The 2,398-nt window shown below is 76.1% G+C and carries 3 protein-coding genes; all 3 read right to left on the bottom strand.

What is annotated here, in order from left to right; genetic code table 11:
- Positions 1–657: YbaY family lipoprotein (locus Q0112_RS09505; protein WP_297974430.1), on the bottom strand; the 657-nt coding region annotated here is incomplete at its 3' end.
- A 211-nt stretch (positions 658–868) separates the two neighbouring features.
- Entirely contained in the window at positions 869–1,879 is a 1,011-nt protein-coding gene (locus tag Q0112_RS09500) for an asparaginase (protein ID WP_297974427.1), read from the bottom strand.
- Positions 1,872–2,398: sigma-70 family RNA polymerase sigma factor (locus Q0112_RS09495; RefSeq protein WP_297974424.1), on the bottom strand; the 527-nt coding region annotated here is incomplete at its 5' end. The genes Q0112_RS09500 and Q0112_RS09495, both read right to left, overlap by 8 nt.

Raw genomic sequence — 2,398 nt, 5'->3', positions numbered from 1 at the left:
CGTCTCCTGGTCCGTCTGCGGCGCCGGGCAGGCGCTGCGGGTGGCGGCGAGGGGGCCGAAGCGGAGGTCGCCGGCCCCGGCCACGTAGGTGCCGCGGAAGCTGTTGCAGCCGCCGCTGCCGAGGGCCTCGCCGCCGGCGGTCAGGGTGAGGCTCGAGCGGACGCCCTCGGCGGCGGCCTCGCCGCCCGCCTCGGTCAGGCGCCAGTCGCCGACCAGATCGGCCACCGGCAGGCCCTCGGGCGGCGTCTCGGCCACGGGCTCGGGCGTGGCGAGGGCGGTGAGGGCGAGGCTGACGGTCCTGCCGCCGCCCTGGGTCAGCACCGGCGCCGGCGACTCGCTGCGCTGGATCAGCATCCCGCCCTGCACCAGCCGCGCCGAGACGGCGTAGCTGTTCTCGGCGACGATGGCGCCGAGGTCGTAGGAGAGGACGAAGGGGATGGGTCCCATGCGGCGGATCGGCACGGCGGCGCTGGCCAGCGGCGCGGCGGGGGCGTCGGCCTGCGAGACGTCGCGGAGCTCGACCTCGAGGGTGGTGGTGCCCGCCTTGAAGTCGAAGGGCGCGGGGGTCGCCTGCCCGCGGATCACGCCGGACTGGGCGAGGGCCGCCCCGGCCGTCGCGAGGAGAGCTGCTGCCGCGAGCAGCGCGCGCATCTTCATCTTGTCCCGTTCCTCTGCTGCCGCCTCGCCTCGCGGCGGATTATTCCGTCTCGCTCCGGCAAAGGCCATGCCCTTTGAACGGGCCCGCTGCAAGAGGGTTCGTCGGGCACGGGGTGGGCACGCGTGCCCACTGCCCGACTCCGTTGTTTTCTCTCGATAATCCATCGCCGCGTCAACCAGATCGAAACCTTCGTTAACGCGATTCCGCGTCTCAGAGCGCCGCGCCCCCGGCCCAGAAGGCCGGATCGGGGCGGAGGCTGCCGGCCGGGAAGCCGCGGCGGGTGAGGATGGGCGGGCGGAGCCGGCGCAGCGCCGCCGGGTGGTCGGCGGCGAGGGCGCCGAGGCGGACGAGGAGGGTCGTGATCGCGCTTTCGGAAGCGCGGGTGGCGCCGTCCTCGATCTTGAGGGCGACGCCGAGGCCCGGGCGCGGCAGGATGGCGGCGAAGACGGCCTCGGCGCCGGTCTTGACCGCGACGCCGTCCATCGCCGCCATCAGCTCGGAGCAGGCGCGGCCCTCGCCGGCGACGAGGAGGGGATGGGCGAGCATCGCGGCGACGAGCCGCTCTGCCGCCGCCGCGCGGGTGCGCCCCAGCCCCTTCGGGTCGGCCATGCGCGCCATCGCCCGGGCGAGGCCGTGCAGGCTGGTGGCGAAGTTCGGGGCGGAGCAGCCGTCGATGCCCCAGCCGGGGCTCGTCTCGCCGCACATCTCCTCGAAGGCGGCGCGCACCGCCCGCTGCACCGGGTGGTCGATCTCGACGTATTCCGGGCCGCCGCCGAGGTGGCGCGCGAGGGTGAGGAAGCCCGCGTGCTTGCCGGAGCAGTTGTTGTGCAGCTGGCAGGGCGGCTCGCCGGCCGCGCGCAGCCGGTGGCGCTCGGTGGCGTCGTCGGGGACCTGCGGGCCGCAGCGGAGGTCGGGCTCGCCGAGGCCGAGGTCGGCGAGCCAGGCCGCGACGCGCCCGACGTGCATCGCCGCGCCCTGGTGCGAGGCGCAGGCGAGGGCGAGCCGTTCCGAGGACAGCCCGGCGGCGGCGCCGCTCTCGACCAGCGGCAGGGCCTGGAGCATCTTGCAGGAGGAGCGCGGCAGGATCACCGCCGCGGGGTCGCCCCAGGCGGCGCGGATCTGGCCGCGGCTGTCGCAGACGACCGCATGGCCGCGGTGGCGCGACTCGAGGACGTCGCCGCGCCAGACCTCGACCATGGGCACCGCCGCCGTGTCAGTCATCGCCGAGCTCCTCCGCCAGATCCGCGCCCAGTATCGCATGCAGGTGGCGGAAGGCGAGGCGGATCCGCGACTTCACCGTGCCGAGCGGCAGGCCCTCGGCGCGGGCGATGTCGGCGTGGCTGAGGCCCTCGTAGAAGGCGGCCTGCAGCACGCGGCGCTGCTCGGGCGGGAGGTCGGCGAGCGCGGCGAGCAGGCGCGCCTCGCGCTCGGCGCCGCTCAGCGCCGCGAAGCCGTCGGGTGCGGGGTCGGGCTGGAACAGCGGGTCGGCCGGATCCGGCGTCGGCCGGGCGGCGCGGCGGATCTGGTCGATGCGGCGGTTGCGCGCGATGGCGAAGATCCAGGTCGAGGCGGCGGCGCGGGCGGGATCGAAGCCCGCGGCGTTGCGCCAGACCGAGACCATCACGTCCTGGGCGATCTCGTCGGCGTCGGCGGCCGGCAGCCCGCCGCGCATGGCGAAGGCCTTGACCCGCCCGGCGTAGCGCCCGAAGAGCGCGACGAAGGCCGCCCGGTCGCGGCGGG

It is taken from the genome of uncultured Amaricoccus sp. (genome assembly GCF_937858865.1).
Classification (GTDB): domain Bacteria; phylum Pseudomonadota; class Alphaproteobacteria; order Rhodobacterales; family Rhodobacteraceae; genus Amaricoccus.
This window is presented reverse-complemented; position numbering and strand designations above follow the sequence as displayed.